This window comes from Rhodovarius crocodyli (assembly GCF_004005855.1).
GTDB lineage: Bacteria > Pseudomonadota > Alphaproteobacteria > Acetobacterales > Acetobacteraceae > Rhodovarius > Rhodovarius crocodyli.
Map to the genome: position 1 here is coordinate 16,164 of NZ_SACL01000017.1, position 18,266 is coordinate 34,429.

Annotated in this window: 14 protein-coding genes; 8 read left to right on the top strand and 6 right to left on the bottom strand. The window is 71.3% G+C overall.

The window, feature by feature from the left end:
• Nucleotides 1-30 precede the first annotated feature (30 nt).
• From EOD42_RS24835 to EOD42_RS24850, 4 genes are all read left to right on the top strand, one after another.
• A complete protein-coding gene (locus EOD42_RS24835; RefSeq protein ID WP_127790303.1) occupies nt 31-1,272 on the top strand; it encodes an ABC transporter substrate-binding protein in 1,242 nt (413 codons plus the stop codon).
• Between the two features lie 137 nt (nt 1,273-1,409).
• Nucleotides 1,410-2,633: an ABC transporter substrate-binding protein gene (locus tag EOD42_RS24840; protein WP_127790304.1), complete on the top strand. Its 1,224-nt coding sequence runs from the start codon at nt 1,410-1,412 to the stop codon at nt 2,631-2,633.
• 19 nt (nt 2,634-2,652) lie between these two features.
• A complete protein-coding gene (locus EOD42_RS24845) occupies nt 2,653-3,537 on the top strand; it encodes a branched-chain amino acid ABC transporter permease (protein ID WP_127790305.1) in 885 nt (294 codons plus the stop codon).
• A 3-nt stretch (nt 3,538-3,540) separates the two neighbouring features.
• Nucleotides 3,541-4,527 carry a branched-chain amino acid ABC transporter permease gene (locus EOD42_RS24850; RefSeq protein ID WP_127790306.1) on the top strand — a complete coding sequence of 329 codons (987 nt, stop codon included), beginning with the start codon at nt 3,541-3,543 and terminating at the stop codon, nt 4,525-4,527.
• Between the two features lie 214 nt (nt 4,528-4,741).
• Here the strand turns inward: EOD42_RS24850 and trxA are convergent, their stop codons facing one another.
• The 4 genes from trxA to EOD42_RS24870 form a co-directional block, all read right to left on the bottom strand.
• Nucleotides 4,742-5,071 (bottom strand): thioredoxin TrxA, encoded by a 330-nt coding sequence (gene trxA / locus EOD42_RS24855; RefSeq protein ID WP_127790307.1) that lies wholly within the window; start codon nt 5,069-5,071, stop codon nt 4,742-4,744.
• 72 nt (nt 5,072-5,143) lie between these two features.
• Nucleotides 5,144-8,596, bottom strand: a complete 3,453-nt coding sequence (addA, locus tag EOD42_RS24860; RefSeq protein ID WP_127790308.1) for a double-strand break repair helicase AddA — start codon at nt 8,594-8,596, stop codon at nt 5,144-5,146.
• Nucleotides 8,593-11,580: a double-strand break repair protein AddB gene (addB, locus tag EOD42_RS24865; protein WP_127790309.1), complete on the bottom strand. Its 2,988-nt coding sequence runs from the start codon at nt 11,578-11,580 to the stop codon at nt 8,593-8,595. Before addB ends, addA begins: the two co-directional genes overlap by 4 nt.
• Before the next feature lie 27 nt (nt 11,581-11,607).
• Nucleotides 11,608-12,795: a M20 aminoacylase family protein gene (locus EOD42_RS24870; protein ID WP_127790310.1), complete on the bottom strand. Its 1,188-nt coding sequence runs from the start codon at nt 12,793-12,795 to the stop codon at nt 11,608-11,610.
• 79 nt (nt 12,796-12,874) lie between these two features.
• On the opposite strand from EOD42_RS24870, the gene EOD42_RS24875 reads away from it, so the two are divergent.
• Both EOD42_RS24875 and EOD42_RS24880 read left to right on the top strand, forming a co-directional pair.
• Nucleotides 12,875-13,669 (top strand): IclR family transcriptional regulator, encoded by a 795-nt coding sequence (locus EOD42_RS24875; RefSeq protein ID WP_127790311.1) that lies wholly within the window; start codon nt 12,875-12,877, stop codon nt 13,667-13,669.
• Between the two features lie 32 nt (nt 13,670-13,701).
• Nucleotides 13,702-14,619 carry a hypothetical protein gene (locus EOD42_RS24880; RefSeq protein WP_127790312.1) on the top strand — a complete coding sequence of 306 codons (918 nt, stop codon included), beginning with the start codon at nt 13,702-13,704 and terminating at the stop codon, nt 14,617-14,619.
• Here the strand turns inward: EOD42_RS24880 and EOD42_RS24885 are convergent.
• Nucleotides 14,616-15,404, bottom strand: coding sequence for an enoyl-CoA hydratase/isomerase family protein (locus EOD42_RS24885; protein WP_127790313.1), 789 nt, complete (start codon nt 15,402-15,404; stop codon nt 14,616-14,618). The genes EOD42_RS24880 and EOD42_RS24885 overlap by 4 nt on opposite strands.
• Before the next feature lie 53 nt (nt 15,405-15,457).
• Nucleotides 15,458-16,174 carry an aspartate/glutamate racemase family protein gene (locus tag EOD42_RS24890; RefSeq protein ID WP_127790314.1) on the bottom strand — a complete coding sequence of 239 codons (717 nt, stop codon included), beginning with the start codon at nt 16,172-16,174 and terminating at the stop codon, nt 15,458-15,460.
• 137 nt (nt 16,175-16,311) lie between these two features.
• Here EOD42_RS24890 and EOD42_RS24895 point away from each other — a divergent pair, with 137 nt between their 5' ends.
• Together EOD42_RS24895 and EOD42_RS24900 are read left to right on the top strand one after the other, a co-directional pair.
• Nucleotides 16,312-17,265, top strand: coding sequence for an ABC transporter permease (locus EOD42_RS24895; protein WP_127790315.1), 954 nt, complete (start codon nt 16,312-16,314; stop codon nt 17,263-17,265).
• Between the two features lie 4 nt (nt 17,266-17,269).
• On the top strand, nt 17,270-18,175 hold the full coding sequence (locus EOD42_RS24900) for an ABC transporter permease (protein ID WP_127790316.1): 906 nt from the start codon (nt 17,270-17,272) through the stop codon (nt 18,173-18,175).
• The last annotated feature ends 91 nt before the right edge of the window (nt 18,176-18,266 follow it).

Below are 18,266 nucleotides of genomic sequence, written 5' to 3' on the forward strand. Positions count from 1 at the left end.
CCACCAGGTCATGCAGGAGGAACACAGGAAATGAACTTCGATCGCCGCACTCTTCTCGGTGCCGCCGCCACCGCTCCTGTCTGGGGCGCGGCACCCTTCCGGTCGGCCCGGGCCCAGGCCGCCAACACCATCAAGATCGGCGTGCTGAACGACCAGTCCGGCACCTACCGCGACCTGTCGGGCGGCGGTTCCACCCAGGCGGTGCGCCAGGCCATCAAGGACAGCGGCATCGAGGCCCGCGGCATCACGGTGGAGGTCGTGCAGGCCGACCACCAGAACCGCCCGGACGTCGGCAGCACCGTGGTGCGCCAGTGGATCGACCGCGACGGCGTGGACGTCATCATGGACGTGCCGACCTCCTCGGTCGCGCTGGCCGTGAACACCATCGTGCGTGAGAAGAACAAGGTCTTCATCAACTCGGGCGCCGCGGCCTCCGACCTGACCGGCACCGCCTGCTCGCCCAACACCGTCCACTGGACCTACGACACCTGGATGCTGGCCAAGTCCACCGGCGGCGCCATGGTGCGCGCGGGCGGGCAGCGCTGGTTCTTCATCACCGCCGACTATGCCTTCGGCCATGCGCTGGAGCGTGACACCAGCACCTTCATCCGCAATGCCGGCGGGCAGATCCTGGGCAGCGTGCGCACGCCCTTCCCGGGCACGACCGACTTCTCCTCCTTCCTGGTGCAGGCGCAGGCGTCCCGCGCGCAGGTGATCGGCCTGGCCAATGCGGGCGCCGACACCATCAACAGCATCAAGCAGGCGGCGGAATTCGGCATCACCCGCCGCGGCGTGAAGCTCGCCGGTCTGCTGGTGTTCATCACCGACGTCCATAGCCTCGGCCTGCAGACGGCCCAGGGCCTGGTGCTGACCGAGAGCTTCTACTGGGACCTGAACGACCGCACCCGCGCGCTGACGCAGCGCCTGGGCAACATGCCCGGCAACGTGAAGCCCAGCATGGTGCATGCAGGCTGCTATGCCGGCGCGCTGCACTACCTGAAGGCGGTGGCCGAGATGGGCGTCGCCGCCGCCAAGGCCAGCGGCGTCGAGGCCGTGAACAAGATGAAGGCGATGCCCACCGAGGACGACGCCTTCGGCGCGGGCTCCATCCGCGCGGACGGCCGCAAGCTGCACCCGACCTATCTGTTCGAGGTGAAGTCCCCGGCCGAGAGCCGCGCGCCGTGGGACTACTACAAGCTGCTGGCGACGACCCCGGCCGAGGAGAGCTTCCGCCCCCTCGCCGAGGGCAGCTGCCCGCTGATCAGGAGCTGACGCCGACCGCGGCGCGGGAACAGGGCCCGCGCCGCGATGCGCCACCAGGTTGAGGAGGAATGACCGCCCACAGAAGGCGGCGCCCTCCGGAACATAAGGGGGATCAACCCCCGCATCTGGGAACGGAGGAAACCACCATGCTGACGGAGCGTAGAACATTGCTGACGGGCGGTGCCGCACTCGCGGCGCTGCCGGCCATCCCCATGGCGCGCGCGCAGGCCAACACGCTGCGCATTGGCGTGCTCACCGACATTTCAGGCACCTACCGCGACCCGACCGGGCCCGGCAGCGTGTCCTGCACGGAGCAGGCGGTGGCCGAGTTCCAGGGCAGGGGCCTGAATGTCGAGGTCCTGCGCGCGGACCACCAGAACCGCCCGGATGTGGGCGCCAACATCGCGCGGCAATGGTTCGACCAGGGCGTGGACGCGATCGTGGATGTGCCCACCTCCTCGGTGGCGCTCGCGATCAACCAGATCGCGCGCGAGAAGAACAAGGTCTTCCTGAACTCGGGCGCCGCGACCAGCGACCTGACCGGGCCCGCCTGTTCGCCCAACACGGTCCATTGGACCTATGACACCTACATGCTGGCGAAATCGACCGGCGGCGCGCTGACGCGCTCGGGCGGGGACAGCTGGTTCTTCATCACGGCGGACTATGCCTTCGGCCACGCGCTGCAGCGCGACGCCACCAGCTTCATCGAGGCCGCCGGCGGCCGCGTCGCGGGTTCCGTGCGCTATCCGTTTCCGGCGACGACCGATTTCTCCTCCTTCATGGTGCAGGCCCAGGCCAGCCGCGCGAAGGTGCTGGGCCTGTGCAATGCCGGCACCGACACGCTGAACACCATCAAGCAGGCGCGCGAGTTCGGGCTGACCAGCCGGATGAAGATCGCGGGGCTGCTGCTGTCGATGGCCGAGGTCCACACGCTCGGCCTCGACACGGCGCAGGGGCTGGTGCTGACCGAACCCTTCTACTGGAACGCCAACGACCGCACCCGCGCCTTCACCACCCGCGTGCGGCCGCGCCTGTCCAATGGCTGGCCGCCCACGCAGATCCAGGCCGGCTGCTATGCCGTGACGCTACATTACCTCAAGGCGGTGGCCGATATGGGTGTCGCGGCCGCCAAGGCGAGCGGCACCGATGCGGTCGCGCGCATGAAGGCGATGCCGACCGACGATGACGCCTTCGGCGCGGGCATGATCCGCCCCGACGGCCGCAAGATCCATCCCACCTATCTGTGGGAGGTGAAGTCACCCCGGGAATCCAGCGGACCCTGGGACTATTACAAGCTGGCCGCCACCACCCCCGCCGAGGAGGCCTTCCGGCCGATGGCGCAGGGCGGCTGCCCGCTGGTTCGCTCATAAGAAATATCGAGGGAAGGGCATGGACGAGATATTCGGAATACCCGCGCCGCTGCTGTTCGGGCAGTTGCTTCTGGGCCTCATCAACGGGGCCTTCTACGCGCTGCTCTCGCTGGGGCTGGCCGTCATCTTCGGCATGCTCAACGTCATCAACTTCACCCATGGCGCCCAGTTCATGCTGGGCGCCTTCGTGGCCTGGATGCTGCTGAACTGGCTGGGCATCGGGTACTGGGGGGCGCTGATCCTGGCGCCGCTGATCGTGGGGGCGTTCGGGATCATCCTCGAACGCCTGATGATCGCGCGATTGTACAAGCTCGATCACCTCTATGGCCTGCTGCTGACCTTCGGGCTCGGCCTTATCATCGAGGGGCTGGCGCGTAACGAATTCGGCAGCTCGGGCCTGCCCTATCGCATTCCGGCCGAGCTGACGGGCGCCTGGGATCTGGGCTTCATGTTCATGCCCATCTATCGCGGCTGGGTGGTGATCGTGGCGATCGTGATGTGCCTGGCCACCTGGCTGGTCATCGAGAAGACCAAGATCGGCAGCTATCTGCGGGCAGCCACGGAAAATCCGGCGCTGGTCCAGGCCTTCGGCATCAACGTGCCGCGGATGATGACGCTGACCTACGGCGCGGGCGTGGCACTCGCGGCCTTCGCCGGCGTGCTGGCGGCGCCGATCTATTCCGTGAACCCGCAGATGGGTTCCAACTTGATCATCATCGTCTTCGCCGTGGTCGTGATCGGCGGCATGGGCTCCATCTTGGGCTCGGTCGTCACCGGCTTCGGGCTCGGCGTCATCGAAGGGCTGACCAAGGTGTTCTACCCCGAGGCCTCCTCCACCGTGATCTTCGTGGTCATGGCCATCGTGCTGCTGGCCCGCCCCGCCGGCCTGTTCGGGAGGGCCTGAGCGATGGCCGCACCTGCTTCCGGTTCCTTCGAGGCGCTGGCCGCCGAGAACGAGGCGCTCTGGGGTTTCACCAAGCCGCAGCTCATCGCGCTCGGCCTCATGCTGGTGGGCATCCTGGTGGCGCCCGCCATCCTGTATCCCATCTTCCTGATGAAGGTGCTGTGCTTCGCGCTGTTCGCCTGCGCCTTCAACCTGCTGATCGGCTATGTCGGCCTGCTCAGCTTCGGCCATGCGGCCTATTTCGGCATGGGCGGCTATCTGGCGGGCCACGCCGCCAAGGCCTGGGGGCTGACGCCCGAGGCCTCCATCCTGATGGGTGGCCTGGCCGGCATGCTGCTGGGCTGGGTGATCGGCTGGCTCGCGATCCGGCGCCAGGGCATCTACTTCGCGATGATCACGCTGGCCATGGCGCAGATGGTCTACTTCTTCTGCGTGCAGGCGCCCTTCACGGGCGGCGAGGACGGCATCCAGGCCATTCCGCGCGGGCGGCTGTTCGGCATGATCGACCTGTCCGCGGACACCACCATGTACTGGCTGGTGGCGGGCGTGTTCGTCGCGGGCTTCCTGTTCATCCACCGCGTCATCCACTCGCCCTTCGGGCAGGTGATGACCGCGATCCGCGAGAATGAGCCGCGCGCGACCTCGCTCGGCTATCGCGCGGAGCACTACAAGCTGATGGCCTTCGTGATCTCCGCCGCGCTGTCGGGTGTGGCGGGCGCGACCAAGGCCCTCGTCTTCGGCATCGCGACGCTGACCGACGTGTTCTGGACCATGTCGGGCGAGGTGGTGCTGATGTCCCTCGTCGGCGGGCTGGGCACGCTGTTCGGCCCGGTGGCGGGGGCCGCCATCATCATCACCATGCAGAACTACCTGGCCGAATACGGCGCCTGGGTGACGGTGATCCAGGGCATCATCTTCGTGCTGTGCGTGCTGGTGTTCCGGCGCGGCGTGGTGGGTGAGATCGGGCGGTTCCTGAAGGTAAGGCTGTAACAGGGGGCGTTGCCCCCGCAGCCCGCAGCCAGGGGCGCTGCCCCTGGCGACCCCGCCAGTCGATCATAAAAATTTGGCGCCTGGCCTTCGCAGGCGGGGCGCCAAGAAACACCTTCCCAAGCTGTGGTTGCCACTACTCGGGGTCCAGGGCCGTTACGGCCCTGGCAGGGGGCAGGGCCCCCTGGTGGGTTCCGGGGCAAAGCCCCGGCGGCACTTACCCCAGATGCCCGGCCAGCCACGCCTTCATCTGCCCCTTGGGCATGGCGCCGACCTTGGTGTCCACCGGCTTGCCGTCCTTGAACAGGATCATGGTCGGGATGCCGCGCACCGCGTATTCGTTGGGCGTCATCGGGTTCTCGTCGATGTCCACCTTGGCGATGGTCAGCTTGCCTTCGTATTCCTTGGCGATCTCGTCCAGCACCGGGGCGACCATGCGGCACGGGCCGCACCATTCGGCCCAGAAATCCACCAGCACGGGGCCGGGCGCGCCCAGCACATCCTGCTTGAAGCTTTCATCGGTGACAGGCTTGGTCAGTTCGCTCATGGCGGGGGTCCTCGAAACGGCTTGGGTGGAAAGTCGGTCTGCAACCTCAATAGGTCAAGGTCCGCGTATCCGTCACGCTGCGGGCGCATGGATGTCCAGCAGGCCGTCCGGCAGCGGCATCAGCCGCGCGGCATAGGTCCAGAGCAGGGCGGTTTCGACGACACGCCCCGGAAAGGCCAGCCGCAACAGCGCCCTGTAGGCCGCCATCTGCTTGAGATAGGCGGGCGAGACCGCCTCCACCAGCTCCGGCGGCGGGCGGTTGGTCTTGTAGTCGATCAGCAGCACGCGGCCGGGCTCCACCAGCAGCCGGTCCACCTGGCCGGCATAGAGCTGCCCGCCGATCCGCCCGGCGATGGGCGCCTCGGCCAGCGACTCCGGGCCGAAGGCGGCGGCGAAGCGCGCATCATGCAGCAGGGTGCGTGTTTCGGCCGCGATCGCCGCCTGTTCCTCGGCCGAGATGGCGTGGCCCGGGCGCGCCAGGAAGCGCTCGGCCGCCCGGTCGCGCTCCGCCAGGGGCAGCAGGGGCAAATGCTGCAGCAGGGCATGGATCAGCCGCCCGCGCAGGAAGCGCCGCGCCGCCGGGTCGCCAGGGGCATGCGGGGCGGCGGCGGGCGGGCCCGCTTCCTCATCCAGCAGGGCAGAGGGCGAGAGCGCGCCGGGCAGGCGTTCCAGCTCCGCCGGGATCGCGGCCCAGCCGGGCAGGGTGGCGCTGCGGGCGGCCTCGCGCGCGGGTTCCTCGCGCGGCGGGTCGGTCTGGGGCGTGGCGAAGCGCGCGCCCTCACCCGCGAAGCCGTCGGCGCCGACCATATCGGGGTCGAGGGCCATCGGCTCCGCGCCCAGCGTTGAGAAGCCCTGGGCGATCTGGCTGTACCAGTCCACATCGCGCGCGCCCTTCTCGCCGGCCCAGCCGCAGACCAGCAGCCGGTCCTCGGCCCGGGTCAGCGCGACATACAGCAGGCGGTTCTCCTCCTGCTGCTTCTGCCGGGCCTCGGCGTCGGACAGCGCATCGACCACATCCGGGCGAGGCATCTCCTTCACCGGGATCCAGAGCGGCAATTCGCGCTCGCCATCGGGCAGCCAGCGCAGCCCGCTTTCGGCGGGCGGGCGGCGGACGGTGTCGGGCAGGATGACGATGGGCGCCTGCAGCCCCTTGGCCCCATGCACGGTCATCAGCCGCACCAGGCCCTGGGCCTGCTCGGCGTCGCGCTTCACCTCCGCGCCGCCCTGGCGCAGCCAGTGCAGGAAGCCCTGCAACGAGGGCGCGTGCCGCCCCTCATGGGTCAGGGCCGCATTGAGCAGCTCGTCCAGCCCCTCCGCGGCCTCGGGGCCGAGGCGCGCCAGCAGACGCGCCCTTCCGCCATCGGCACCCAGCAGTTCGGCCAGCAGGGCGTGGGGCGTGGCGCGGTCCGCGCGGGCGGCCCAGCCGGCGATCCAGTCGGCGGCCAGGGCGTATCGTGTGCCCTGGCCACGATGTTCCATCAGCTGGGCATGCAGGGATGCGTCGCGCCCGCGCGCCAGGGCGAACAGCTCCTCCTCGGTCAGGCTGACCGGGGGCAGGGGGGATTTCAGCAGCGCCGCCAGTTGCAGGTCGTCGCGCGGCATCAGCAGCACGTCCAGCAGCGCCAGCACGTCCATCACGCCGATCTGCGCGGTCAGCGCGATGCGGTCGAGCCCGCCCACCGGCACCAGCGCCTGCTTCAGCTCTCGGATGATGAGGCGCGCCAGCGCATTGCGGCTGCGCACCAGGATCAGGATGTCGTCGGGGCGGATGCGCCGGCCCTCGGGCTGGCCGGGGCCATCGGCACGGGCCGGCAGGGTCTCATGGGCCAGCATATGCGCGATGCGCCGCGCGATGGCCGCCGCCAGCCGCGCCTGGGCATGCGCCTCGGCCTCGGTTTCCTCGGGCACCGCCCAGGGGGCGGGCGGGCCGGATTTGGCCGCGAGCTGGAGCGGCCACAGCTCCACCAGCCCGGCCGCGCCCGCCCGGTGCGGGATGTGGCGCATGGTGTTGCCTGCCTCCACCACGCCATCCCGCGCGGGGCCGGCGAAGGTGGCGTCCACCAGCCCCAGCACGGCGGGGGTGGAGCGGAAGGAGACATCGAGCGGCACGTCCTCGAACCGGCCGGCCGCGCCCAGCACGCGGGCGGAAAAATGCCCCTTGCTGTCCGAGAAGCCCGTCGGGTCGGCGCCCTGGAAGCCGTAGATGGACTGCTTCACGTCGCCCACGGCGAACACGCTGCGCGGGGTTTCGGTGGCGCCCTCGCCGGAGAAGAAATCGGCCGAGAGCGCCTTCACGATGCGCCATTGCGCGGGGTTGCTGTCCTGCGCCTCGTCCACCAGGATGTGGTCCAGGCCGCTGTCCAGCTTGAACAGCACCCAGGCGCTGCCGGGGTCGCGCAGCAGGGCGCCGGTCGCCTCGATCAGATCATTGAAGTCGAGCTGCGCGCGGGCGGATTTCGCCTCCGCGTAGGCGGCGAGCACGGGTTCCGCCAGGCCCAGCAACGCCAGCGTGCTGTCCACCATGCCGGCCGCGACCTGGGACTGGCGCAGACGCAGGATGCGCTCGCCCTCGCGCGCCAGGATGTCCTGCACCTCGGCGAAGCTGGCGGGCATGCCGCCCTTGGTCGCCAGCGTCTTGCGGACGGTGCCCTCATTGGTCAGGAAGATGCCGCACCAGCCCGCGAAACCGGCGGCGCGCCCGGCGGCTTCCTCGGCCAGCCACAGCGACAGCTTCGCCCCGCGTTCCCGGTCATTGACGTTGCCCGACAGGCGCAACATGGCGGCTGCGCGGGCCAGCGCGTCATTGTCGCCGGCCATGCAGCCGGCCTCCAGCGCCGCCGCCCCGTCCGCCGGGGCACCCAGCGCATTGGCCAGCGCCGCCCGCAGCAGCGCCAGCCCCCCGCTGCCCTGGATCGCCTCGTCGATCCGCGCGGCGCTGCCGGCCATGTCCTTGACCAGCCCGGCGAAACGGTCGGCCGAGATCTTCTCCGCCAGCCCCTCCAGCAGGGCGGAGCCGCGCGCGAGCACGCCCTCCCGCGCCTCGGTCAGGGTGGCCTGGGCGTCGGCGTCCTCCAGCACGGAGAATTGCGGCGGCAGCCCGGCCTCCAGCGGAAAGGCGCGCAGCAGCGACTGGCAGAAGGCGTGGATGGTGGAAATCCGCATGCCGCCCGGCAGTTCCAGCACCTCGGCGAACAGGCGGCGGGCCAGTGCTTCCTCACTGATTTTCGGCGGCTGGCCCAGCAGGCGCGTCAGCAGGCGGCGCAGCGTCGCGTCCTCGGCCACCGCCCATTCGCCCAGCGCCTTGTTCAGCCGCTGCGCCATCTCCGCCGCAGCCGCCTTCGTGAAGGTCAGGCACAGGATGCGCCCCGGGGGCGTGCCCGCCAGCATCAGCCGAAGCACCCGGTCGGTCAGCAGCTTGGTCTTGCCCGACCCGGCTGAGGCCGAGACCCAGGCCGAGGCCAGCGGGTCGGAGGCGCGGGACTGTTCGGCCTCGGCGCGCTGCGCGGGGGTCAATGCGGTGTTCATGCCCCGGCATCCCATTCGGCGACCCGCGCCAAATGCGCGTAATCCTGGTTTCGCGATGTTCGCCCGGGATGCGGCCGCGCGGTGAAGGGCCGCTCCCCGGCCAGGTAATCGGTGGCCAGGTGCAGAAGCGCGGCGCGGGCGCTCTCGGTCAGTTCCGGCACGTTCTTCAGGGCCAGCTGCTCGCCGGCCTCCCGCCCGCCGGTCAGCCGCCAATAGAGAAGATGCCCGGCCTCGGCCGCCGGCATGCCGCGAAAACCGCCTTCGGCGGCCAGTACGGCCTCCAGCGGCAGCTGCGGCGCGGTGCCGTCGGCCACTTCCTTCGCGCTCGGCAGGGTGCCGGTCTTGTAGTCGAGGATGGCCATGCGGCCGTCCGAGAGTTCGTCCACGCGGTCGGCGCGGCCATGCAGGGTCACGCCATGCAGCACGGCCTCGGCCGGCACCTCGGTGCGGGTGCCGATCACGCCGAGCTCGGCGCGGTGGGCGGGCTCGTGCTCCAGCACGAAATCGCCGATGCGCGCCAGGCGCGGGCGCCAGAAGGCGGCGACGGCGGGGCGCAGCTGCGCCTTTTCCAGCGCGTCGCGCGCGGCGATGGTCCACATGGCGCGGGCCGAATCCTCGCCGGGCCATTTCGCGGTCAGCCCGTTCAGGAAGCGGGACATGGTGTCGTGCACCAACTCGCCATACTCGGCGGGGCCGATCTCAGCCTCCAGCGGGTCGAGCGGGCGCAGGCGCAGCACCTGCTTGGCATAGAAGGAATAGGGATCGGCCAGCAGCAGCCCGGCATCGGTGACGGAGAGTTTTCGCGGGCGTTCCCCGGCGGGCGGCGCGGGGCGCGGGCGTTGGGCTGGGGTGATGGGGGCGGTGGGCTGGTCGAGTGCCGCGGCCCAGGCGACGGCCTGGTTCTCGGGCACCGACAGGCCTTGCGGCCAATGCTCGTTGCGCTGCCCGGCCAGGAAGGTCTCCAGCCGGGTCAGCCAGCGCGCCGGCACGGTGGGCGAGCCGCCGCGCCGCGTGGCGCGCGACAGCACCACCTCCTTCGCGGAGCCAGCCGTCAGCAGGAAGTCGGCGGCGACGCGGCCGATCCGCGCCTCGGGCGAGGGCAGGCCGAACTGCGCGCGCATGGGCCTGCCCATCCAGGGGCCGGGGTCGGTGGCCAGCGGCCAGATCGCCTCGTCGAGGCCGCCCAGCACCACGCGGTCGAAATGCAGCAGCCGGGCTTCCAGCAGGCCCAGGATCGCCACGCGCGGATGCGCGGATCGGCTGCGCGGGCGGCGGGCCACGCCCTGCGACAGCGCCGCCTCGAACAGCGGCGGAAAGCGGTTGGGCGCGATGGGCGGCAGGGCCGCGAAGCCCACCTGCATGTCGGCCAGATGGTTGGCCAGCGCCTCGCCTTCCTCACCCGCATAGAGCGCGAGCCCGCCCGGCAGCTCCACCGAGCTCGCCAGCCGTTCCGCCGCCGCCAGCAGGTCCGACAGCAGCTGCGCGGGCGGCAGGGAGGGGGCGGAGGGCAGGGAGGTGAAGCCCGCCATGGCGCAGGCGAGTGCGTCGATGATCTGCAGCGCATTGGCGGGCGCGCGCGGGTCCAGCGCGGCGCGCAGCCCCTCCAGCCCGGGGCCGGGGCGCGGGCCGCGCATCGCCGCCAGCTCAAGGGCGCGGGCGGCGGGCAGCCATTCGTCGCGGCCCATATTGCCGGCGGCCAGCGGGTGTTTCAGGGCCGAGAGCGTCGCGACCGGCGCGAAGCCCGTGCGCACCATCTCCGCGACGAGGCGCAAGAACACCCCGGCTTCGGAGAGGTGCAGCGGCTGGCCGGCGCTGTCCTCGGCCTCGATGCCGTGGCGCGCCAGGGCGGCGGCGGTGCGGCGCGCCAGGTCGCGGTCGGGCGTGACCAGCGCGGCCGAGGCGCCCGGCTGTTCCAGCGCGCCGCGCAGCAGCAGGGCGATGGCGCGGGCTTCGTGCTCGGCATCGGGGGCGGTCTGGCGGGACAGGCCCTCCAGCGCGGGCGCGCGCTCATCCGGGCGGCGGGACTGCCAGGCGGGCAGGGCGGCGGGCGGGCACAGCGCCTGGCCCAGCAGGCCCATGCGCGGCAGGGGCGCCGCGCCCGCATGCCAGTCCGGGAAGGGCCCCAGCCCCGCGCCCATCATGCGCAGCAGCCGGCGCTGGCCGTGGAAGGGGTGGGTGGGCGCGGTGTCCAGCGCGTCGGCGGGCAGTTCGGCGGTGGCGGGGTCTTCCGCATGCAGCACCACGAAGCCCTGGGGCAACTCCTCCGCGATCACCTTCAGCAGTCGGGCGGCGGCGGGGATGGTGCCGCCCGCGCCGATGCCGGCGGCCACCACCAGCCCCTCGGGCGGGCGCAGGCGCCAGGCATCGGCCTGGGTCGCCAGCGCCAGCACGCGGCGCACGCCGATGTCCAGCAACTGCTGGTCCTCCAGCCATTCCTGCCAGGCCTCGACCACGCCGCGCAGGAATGTGGTGGTGATGCGCCAATGGACGGCGAGTTCGCCCTCCACCAGCCCTTCCAGCCGTTCCAGCCAGGCCTGTTGCAGGGCGTGCGGGTCGCGCAGCAGCTCGGGGTCGGCTTCCTCCAGCGCGATCTCGTCCAGCAAGGCGGCGAGTTCGCCGGCCAGGCCCCAGGCCTGCTCCGGGCTGGCCGGGCCGCCGCGCGCGGGGGGCAGGCGCTGCACCAGCGCGGCCAGCTCACCCTGGCGGCGCAGGGGCTCCACGGCAGGGGGCAGCTCCAGAAGTGCAGGCAGGGCCAGCTCATCCGCGTCCTCGGTCGACAGGCCAGCGAGCGCGCGCAGGCGCGGCAGCAGCAGGGCGCCGCCCTCGGCGGGTGCGAATTCGGCGCGCAGGGCGCGGGCGCTGCGGCGCGTGGGCAGCAGGATGGTGGCGCGGGCCAGATCCTCGGGCGCGGGCAGCCTTTCCCTGAGGCCGGCGGCCAGCGCCGGCAGGAAGGGCACGCCCGAGGGAATCGTGAGAATGCGCATGGGCGGCACTATAGCACCGCCCGCCGGTCAGTCGGGCGACAGCTCCCGCCGCGCGATCTCCGCGAAGCAGCCGGCGCCGATCGGCAGCAGCGCGTCGTTGAAGTCGTAATGGCCGTTGTGCAGCGGCACGTTGCTGCCCTTCTGCTCACCCGCCTGGCCCAGCAGCAGGAAGGCGCCCGGGGCGTTGTGCAGCATATAGGCAAAGTCCTCGCCGGCGGTCAGCGAGGGAAAATCATCCTTGATGCCGGCCGGGCCCACCACGGCGGCGGCGGCTTCCGCGGCCAGCGCCGCCTGCTCAGGCGTGTTGATGGTGGGGGGGTAGGAGCGGTGATAGGAAAGCTCCAGCCCCAGCCCATGGGCGGCGGCCGTGCCTTCCACCACCTGGTGGAACAGCTTGTCCATGTGCTCTCGCATCTCGGGCAGCAGGGTGCGGATGGTGCCGCGCAGCTCCACCGTCTCCGGGATCACGATGTCCGAGGTGCCGGCGTGGAACTGGCCCACGCTGATCACCGCCGTGCCGTGCGGGTCCACCCGGCGGCTGACCAGGGATTGCAGCGCCATGTACAGCTGCGTGGCGCCCGGCAGCGGGTCGATGCCGCGATGGGGCTGCGCGCCGTGGCTGCTGCGCCCGCGCAGGGTGATGGAGAAATAATCCACCGCCGCCAGCACCGTGCCCGGCCGGATCGCGACCGTGCCCAGCGGCAGCTCCGGCAGGTTGTGCAGCCCATAGACGGCATCGCAGGGAAAGCGGCGGAACAGCCCGTCCTCCACCATCGCCAGCGCGCCGGTCAGCCCTTCCTCGGCGGGCTGGAAGATGAAGTTGATCGTGCCGGCGAAGTCCCGCGTCTCGGCCAGGTGCCGGGCCGCGCCCAGCAGGGTGGCGGTGTGGCCGTCATGGCCGCAGGCGTGCATCACGCCTTCATTCACGCTGCGATGGGGGATGTCGCTGGTCTCGGGCATGGGCAGGGCATCCATGTCCGCACGAAAGCCGATGCTGCGGTTGCCGCGCGGCCCGTCATGCTTGCCGCGCAGCACGCCCACCACGCCGGTGCGGCCGATGCCGGTATGCACCTCCAGCCCCCATTCGCGCAGCTTCTCGGCCACGATGCCGCTGGTGCGGTGTTCCTGGAAGCCGATCTCGGGATGGGCGTGGAAGTCTCGGCGCCAGGCCGTCATCTCGGGGGCCAGGGCAGCGATCGCGGGGTTCACGGGCATCGGGGGGTGTCCTTCCAGGGTGGAGGGACGGTACGACAGGCGCTGGTGGAGTCAACAAATGATATGATAGTATCATCTGATGACACAAAACGAACTCAGCGCCGGCGTGCCGCTGGTCCGGGCGCTGGATCGGGGCATCGCCATCCTGGCCGCCTTCACGCCCGAGCGGCCGGCCCTGACGCTGACGGAGCTGTCGCGCGCCGCCGCGCTGGACAAGGGCACCACGCGCCGCCTGCTGCAGACGCTGCTGCTGAACCGGCTGGTCACGCATGACGGCGCGGCCGGCACCTACGCCCTGGCCGGCCGGGTGCTGAGCCTGGCCGCCGCCGTGCCGCTCGGCAGCGACCTGCGGGCCGCGGGTGCCGGCGTGCTGCGGGAACTGGCCGCCGAGACGGGTGCCACCAGCTTTCTCTGGACCTTCGACGACGGCATGGCGCTGTGCCTGGACAGCGTGCGCGTGAAGCTGCCCGACATCGAGGTCGCCTGGTTCGCGGTGGGCGGCCGGGCCGCGCTGAACTCGGGGGCGGGCCCGCGCGTGCTGCTGGCCCATCTGCCGGCGCGGGAGCGCGAGCGGGTGCTGGCGGCCCCGCTGGCCAGCCGCACCCCGGCCGCCGAGACCGACCCCGGGCTGCTGCGCCGCCAGGCGGAGCGGATCAGGACGCGCGGCTGGGATTTCGCGCGGGATGATTTCGTGATCGGCCTGGCGGGGCTCGGCGTGCCCATCCTCTCTGCCAGGGGCGCGCTCCTGGGCGCGCTGAGCATCGCGAGCCTGACCGGCGGCTTCGGAGACCCGGAGGCACCGGGCCCGCTGGACGTGTTGTGGCGCTGCGCGTCCCGGATCGCGGCGCTGACGGAAGGTGGCCGCCGCCCATAGCCGCCACGCCCGGCCTGTGCTTCATCGCCGGAATGACACGCTTCCCCAGGCCCGTCCTGCCCCTGTTGGCGCTGGCCCTGATGGCCGGCTGCGCCACCCCCGAGGTCTCGGGCGCGCGCATCATCTCCGAGGGCTTCTGCATGCCATCGGCCGAGACGGTGGGGGCCGCGCTGGGTGAGCCCGTGCCCGCGCCGCTGCCGGGCTTTTCCGCGCGGGCGCAGCGCATGGCGGTGCTGATCGGCATCGCCCCGCAGCTGTCGGGCCTGATCGTGGGCGATGGGCCGCCCCTGCAGCGGCTGCGCATGCGCCAGATGGTGGTGGAGCGCATCGTCGCGGCCTCCCTGGACGTGCAGGAGGCGATGGCCCTGCTGGATTGCGAGGATGAGCGCGGCGACCAGCTGCGTTCCCTGCTGGAGGCACGGGAAAGCCGGGCCAGCCGCCGCCTGACCATCGCCAGCATCGGCATCGGCGCCTTCACCGCGGTCGCGACCGGCGGGCTTTCCCTGGCGGCCGCGCCCACCGCGGCCTCGGCCGTCGGCATCGCGGGCGGCCTGGGCGAGGCGTCCTCGGGCGTCGCGCAGCTGCTGGGCGAATCACGCGGCCGGCTGATGACCAGCCGCAACATCCTGCGTGAGATCCGGGAACGTCCGGAACAGTCGACCATGCTGCCGGCCGTGGTCTGGCGCTATCTGCTGCGCCACGACACCGAAGGGGCCTCGGTGCTGGACCAGGTGGTGGAGCAGTGGCGCGGCGCGGGCCTGCTGGGCGAGGGCGGGTTCGAGAACCCGGACCGCCGCACGGCGCTGCTGGTGGGCGAGGGCGGGGTCTATTCCACCGCCGACCTCAACGCGCGCGGCGCCATGCTGGACGGGCTGGAGGCAGCCATCGGCCGGATGAGCCGGTCATTGAGGCTGCTGCTGGCGGAAATGCAGACGGTGCTGCCGCCTTAGCTTTCCCAGCCGGGCTTCCGCCTCTCCCGGAAGGCCGCGATGCCTTCCACCGCATCGCCCACGGCGCAGCGGGCGAAGGCCTGGGCGCCGGCGGCGGCATAGCCCGCGGGCGAGATCTCGCCGAGTGCCGCCAGCAGTTTCTTGGTCTCGGCCATCGCCTGCGGGGAGCCGCGCCGCAGGTCCTTCAGGATGGCGTCGAGCCCGGCATCCAGCGCGGCCTCATCCGCGAACACCTCATGCACCAGGCCGATCTTCGCGGCCGCCTGGGCGTCCAGCACCTGGGCCTGCAGCACCAGCCGCTGGGCCTGGCTGCGGCCGACGCGCCGGGTGATCCAGGGCAGGATCTGGGCCGCCACCAGCCCGCGCAGCACCTCGGGCGCGCAGAACTTCGCGGAGGCATCGGCGATGGCGATGTCGGCCGCGCAATTGAAGCCGAGCCCGCCCGCGAAGGCGCTGCCCTGGATGCGGGCGACCACCACCTGCGGCAAGGAGGCGAGGCGCAGCAGGCGCGCGCCCATATCGGCGTTGCGGCGCAGCTGCGCCTCCAGCCGCTGCTCGGCCGAGAGCTGGTCCTCCGCGACCTCCACCAGATCAAGCCCCGCGCAGAAATGCCCGCCCGCGCCGCGCAGCACCACGACGCGGAAGGTGTCGCTCGATTCCAGCTCCTCCATGGCGCGGTCCAGCTCGGCCACCAGCGCCAGGGACAGCGCATTGCGCCGGTGCGGGCGGTTCAGGGTGATGTGCATCACCGGGCCGTCGCGGGTGATCAGGATGGGCTGTTCCATGGAGGCTTCCTCGGTCGGTCTTGCCTCCGCGATGCGCTGCCGGGCGGCGCGGGTCAACCCAGCAGGGCGGCCAGCGGCGCGGAAAGCCCCATGGTGGGCACGGGCTTCGGGTCGGGCGCGGCCGTCGCCTCGAAGGCCGCGAGCAGGGCGCAGTCCAGGCTGTCCAGCACATTCACCCCGCTGGCGGCGGAGACGCGCGGCGCGAGCCCCGCGAGACCCGCGCCGCCCAGCACCACCGCCCCCGCGCCATCGGCCGCGGCCTGGCGCGCGGCCTCGGCCAGCAGGGCGATGGCGCCGTCCGGGTCGGCCGCGATCATGCCCCCCGTCGGGGCGACGGCCCTTACCGAGACCCGGTCGGGCCCATAGCCCCGCACCAGGGCGAATTCCTCCAGCATCGGCACCCAGGCCGCGCCCCCCGTGATCAGCGCCACGCGCTCCGCCTGGCGGAAGGCCAGCAGCAGCGACGCATCGGCCATGCCCGTGACCGGCACCGGGCTGACCTCCCGCGCGGCTTCCAGCGCGGGGTCCCCGAAACAGGCGATCACCACGGCATCGGTATCGGCCGTCAGCTTTTCCGCCATCGCGTCCAGCACGGCATGGCCCGCGATGGCCGAAGCCGCGCGGGAGGCGATGTAGCGCGCCCCGAAACGCGCCGTGGCCCCCACCAGCGTGGCCGGCCGGGCAAAGCGTTCCAGGGCTGATTCGGCATGGCGCAGGATCAGCGCCGTGATCGCCTCATCCGTGTTCCCGTTGATGACCAGTAGCTTCATGGGCGGGCAGTCCTGCATCGGTGCTGGGCAGGCGCAGTCTGCGCCAGCCGATGCGCCCCGCCAACGGCGTTGCCCCGGCCACGGCCCGCGCGCGAGATTGGCTGGCCCCCTGCGGGGGGCGGTTTCTGGAGTGCGCCATGTTCTTCTACCTGCTCCGCCGGGTGCTCTATGCCATCCCCATCGCGCTGGCGGTGGGCTTCGTCTGCTTCATGCTGGTGCAGATCGCCCCTGGTGACCCGATCAACGCCATCGTCCCCGCCGATGCCCCCGCCGATGTGGTGGAGCAGGTGCGGCGTGACTACGGCCTCGACAAGCCGCTGGCGGTGCAGTTCGCGATCTGGCTGTCCAAGGTGGTGCAGGGCGATCTCGGCCGCTCGCTCGCGACGGGCCGCCCGGTGTGGGACGACCTGCGCTCGGCCATCGGCAACACGTTGATGCTGGCCGCCTTCGCCTCCGGCCTCGGCTTCATCATGGGCACGATCCTCGGCGGGCTGGCGGGCACCTTCCGCGGCTCCATCATCGACCGCGCGGCGGTGACCACGGCGGTGGCGGGCGTGTCCGTGCCGCATTACTGGCTGGGCATGGTGCTGGTCGTGGTGTTCTCGGTGCAGTGGAACATGCTGCCCGCCATGGGCGCCGGCCCCGGCGGCAGCGAGGACTGGGCCTGGAACTGGGAGCACATGCAGCATCTGGTGCTGCCCTCCATCACGCTCGCCGTCATCCCGATGGGCATCGTGACCCGCACGGTGCGTGGCATCGTGGCCGAGATCATGAACCAGGAATTCGTCACCGCCCTGCGCGGCAAGGGCCTGGGCGGCTGGGGGGTGTTCCTGCATGTGGTCAAGAACGCGGCCCCCAATGTGCTGGCCGTGATGGGCCTGCAGCTGGGCTACCTGATGGGCGGCTCCATCCTGGTCGAGACCGTGTTCTCCTGGCCCGGCACCGGGCTGCTGCTGAACAGCGCCATCTTCCAGCGCGACCTGCCGGTGCTGCAGGGCACCATCCTGGTGCTCGCCATGTTCTTCGTCACGCTGAACCTGTGCGTCGATCTGATCCAGACCGGGCTCGACCCGCGCATCAAGAGGGGCTGAGGCCATGAGCACCGCAACGACCGCGGCCGCCGCCGAACTCGCCGTCCAGGCCCGCCAGGCGGCCGCCGCCTCCGACGGCTACTGGAAGGGCGTGCTGCGCCGCGTCAGCCGCGACCCGATGACCATCTTCTGCACCGCCGTGCTGGTCATCATGTTCCTGGCCATCCTGTTCGCGCCCCTGATCGCCCCGCATGACCCGTATCAGGGCAGCATGATCCGCCGCCTGCGCGCCATCGGCACCCCCAACTACCCGCTGGGCACCGATGAGCTGGGCCGCGACATCCTGACGCGGCTGCTCTACGGCGGGCGGCTTTCCTGGTTCATGGGCATCGTGCCGGTGCTGATCGCCTTCAGCGTCGGCACCATGCTGGGGGTGACGGCCGGCTTCATGGGCGGGCGCGTGAACATGCTGATCATGCGCGTCACCGACATCTTCTACGCCTTTCCCTCCGTCCTGCTCGCGGTCGCGATCTCCGGCGCGCTGGGGGCGGGCATCATGAACGCGATCCTCGCGCTGAGCCTGGTGTTCGTGCCGCCCATCATCCGGGTTGCCGAAAGCGTGACCCAGGGCGTGCGCAACCTGGATTTCGTGGACGCCGCCCGTGCCTCCGGCGCCAGCGGCTTGACCATCGTGCGCGTGCATGTGCTGGGCAATGTGCTGGGGCCCATCTTCATCTATGCGACCAGCCAGGTGTCGGTCTGCATGATCCTGGCCTCGGGCCTCTCCTTCCTCGGCCTCGGCACCCGCCCGCCGGAGGCCGAATGGGGCCTGATGCTGAACACGCTGCGCACGGCCATCTACGTTCAACCTTGGGTCGCTGTTCTGCCCGGTGTTTGCATCTTCGTGACCTCGATCTGCTTCAATCTGGTCAGTGACGGGCTGCGGCAGGCAATGGACGTGAAGGGGTAATACAATATCGCTTGGGCGGACTCGCGTAATCGCGCATAATGCCCGGACACCCAAGCTAACAGGTCGGGTCCCCCACTCCTCGAGCCCGACC